This window comes from Microcoleus sp. F10-B2, assembly GCF_036704965.1.
Classification (GTDB): Bacteria; Cyanobacteriota; Cyanobacteriia; order Cyanobacteriales; family Microcoleaceae; genus Microcoleus.
On the sequence record NZ_JAUBTB010000201.1, the window covers coordinates 1 to 2,502 of the forward strand.

General features: G+C 41.9%; 1 protein-coding gene and 2 pseudogenes. All 3 read right to left on the reverse strand.

Annotated elements, in window-relative coordinates; genetic code table 11:
* Positions 1–45 precede the first annotated feature (45 nt).
* Positions 46–939: pseudogene (locus QUA99_RS32535) on the reverse strand (IS982 family transposase).
* A 216-nt stretch (positions 940–1,155) separates the two neighbouring features.
* Positions 1,156–1,485, reverse strand: a complete 330-nt coding sequence (locus QUA99_RS32540; RefSeq protein ID WP_333245654.1) for a hypothetical protein — start codon at positions 1,483–1,485, stop codon at positions 1,156–1,158.
* 389 nt (positions 1,486–1,874) lie between these two features.
* Positions 1,875–2,433, reverse strand: a pseudogene (locus tag QUA99_RS32545) (IS1 family transposase); the annotation flags it as partial.
* Between the last annotated feature and the right edge of the window lie 69 nt (positions 2,434–2,502).

Genomic DNA, 2,502 nt, shown 5'->3' on the forward strand with positions numbered 1-2,502 from the left:
CTATCATGTAGCGCAGGGCGAAAAATTTTGGCTCATATCATACTTTTAACCATTTACAAAACCGGGATGCTCCCAAAGCCAGTCTAGCTGAAGAGAAGGCTTTTTAGGCTGGTGACAGTAGGCAATCAAGCCACATACAACGTTAATGCAGAAATTGACGGGACTGCGATGACGGGAATGCTCAATTTGAGAAATATTCTTGAGTTGGTCGATAATTGTCTCGATGATGGCTCGTTTACGGGATAGAAACTTATCATGCAGTCGCATCAGCTTGTTTTTCATATTGCGACGAGGTAAGCGCGAAAAATTCAATGTTACAGGAGGTCAGAAGTTCCTCCATGCCTTGCCTTTGAGACATAGCCTCGATCTCCAAACACCTTGCCACTCAAGGTTTTGAGCAAGTCGGGAACGGGCTTTCGATCATCTACATTCCCAGGGGTCAGTTGAATGTTAAGCAATTGTCCCAATTCATTCACCACTAAGTGGAGTTTAAAGCCAAAGAACCAATCGACCGATGTTTTGCCCCTGGCGGCCAAGTCGGTGAAGACTCTATGCTGTCGAATTCGACGATTGTGACAGACTTGGAGTTTGGTCGAATCAATAAAGCTGATGCCAGTACATTGGCCAAAGCAATGCTTCAAATAAGCACACAGAGGGACTAAAGCCGAAGGCATCCATTCGACAAAGCGCGAATAGCTGACTAATCCGGGAAAGGCGCTGCTCCAGTAGCGACATACTTGTTCGAGGTAAAAGTGTTTGAACGTGCGGTAATGATGCTGGTGGAACGCTACCAAAATGGTCATGATTTCGCTCAGGCGAGCGTCCCCGTGCGCGTCGGCGCGTTTTCACACCCTGGCCGAGCAACTGCTGTTGCCATAGAGGTTCAAATTTTTGGCAAAAATCGTCGATGTGGCAGAATAGTTCTTCTAAACTAGACATGGGAGATGCTTGCTGAATTGGTTTGACAATCTTCAGCTTAACTGGCTTCTCCCTTTCCTTGCTTATCCCGAACTGACGTTAGTTAATTAACGCTTCATTATCTTGATAAAAAGCCCCATAATAACTTTCATGTAACCGCACGGCATTATAATCTTGCCAATGAGACCCTTCTCCCAACTTCCCTCTCAGACGGACTTTCCCTCCATCTATGCTTGTTTATTTAACCTCAATTTTGGCATGAGGTTCTGACCATTCTTGTTTTTCTACCAATCGATGTAAACAAGTGTGTCCAATCTTTACTCCTGTCTGAACTTCCATTTCTTGGGCAGCCTTTTCGTAGGAAAGATTAGCTATTTGACGGAGACAGCATTTTTCCAATAAGGGAGATAATCGAGTAGATTTCTTGATATCTAATTTTTCTGCCTGTTTTTCAGTAATTATTAGTTCACCAATACAGCTTTTTACTGTGCGGGGTCGTCCTTGTTCTGTTCCCGTTGCTTGTTTAATAAAAAAAAACCGATTTGTGGACCCACTTTTTCCAGCCATTGTTGCCTGAGATGCTTTTCAATATTTTCCAGACTGGTCAGTTCACACAGGGGGTGTATTGTTATACAAAATTGTAGCAATTTCTGCCGTACAGGATTGCAACCGCTCTAGTTCTTCAGGGGTCATGGCTCTTTTTTTCGACTTTTTTGACGCTTTTATCGATTTTCACTATTTTACGCTTATTCGGATATATTTACAAAACCGGGATGCTCCCTCAAGGTTTAACTGCTTATCAATCTATTCAACAAGCTCTCTCTATTGATTGCTCCATTTTTTCCCCTAGTTGAGCAATTACTTCTTTTCTAATAAAAGTCGATCTATCAACTCTTTTGTTGCTGATGAAATCGGTTGATGTCTGGGAGTCATGACGAATTGTCGGCGTTGCTGAATCAAGGTATGAATGCCCCAGGAATGGGAATATCGTCAAACTTCAAGTAATGTATTAATAACTTAATAGAATGCTTGAGCATTTCCTCACATTTAGAATAACAAAGAGTCTTACGATGTAGCCGGGCTTGCGTAATGTCTTAGTCTGGTATTTTCCCCTTCAACTCTGGTCATATAAGTCTTGCTAATAATCTGAACCCATCAGGAATAAACATGGGATATACAGACAATCCATCAGTTACATAAAAATAGCATTTCCATGCACTTACTTGCTCCCATAATGGTTCAAATGTCTTAGCGCTATGATCCCCTAATACCCATCCTAAAATTCCTGGTTTAAAGTGGTCAACCGCTGTCCACAGCCAGATCCTGTCTGTTTTTTTTTACATAAGTTTGTAATTCATCGAGCTCACCAACTTCTGGGATGATTTCAGGGTCATAAACATCTGGCAACTGTTTTCCGACTTGTTTTACCCAATTTATTACTGTGGTATGATGAACACCCTTAACTCGTTCTATCGCCCGTAAACCCATACCATTGACATACATTTTTAGAACTTGCTCAAAATGTTGGGTGCGATCGCTCTTTAAAAAAGATAGCATTTCTGGTGGTAGGTGAGGTACAGAAAA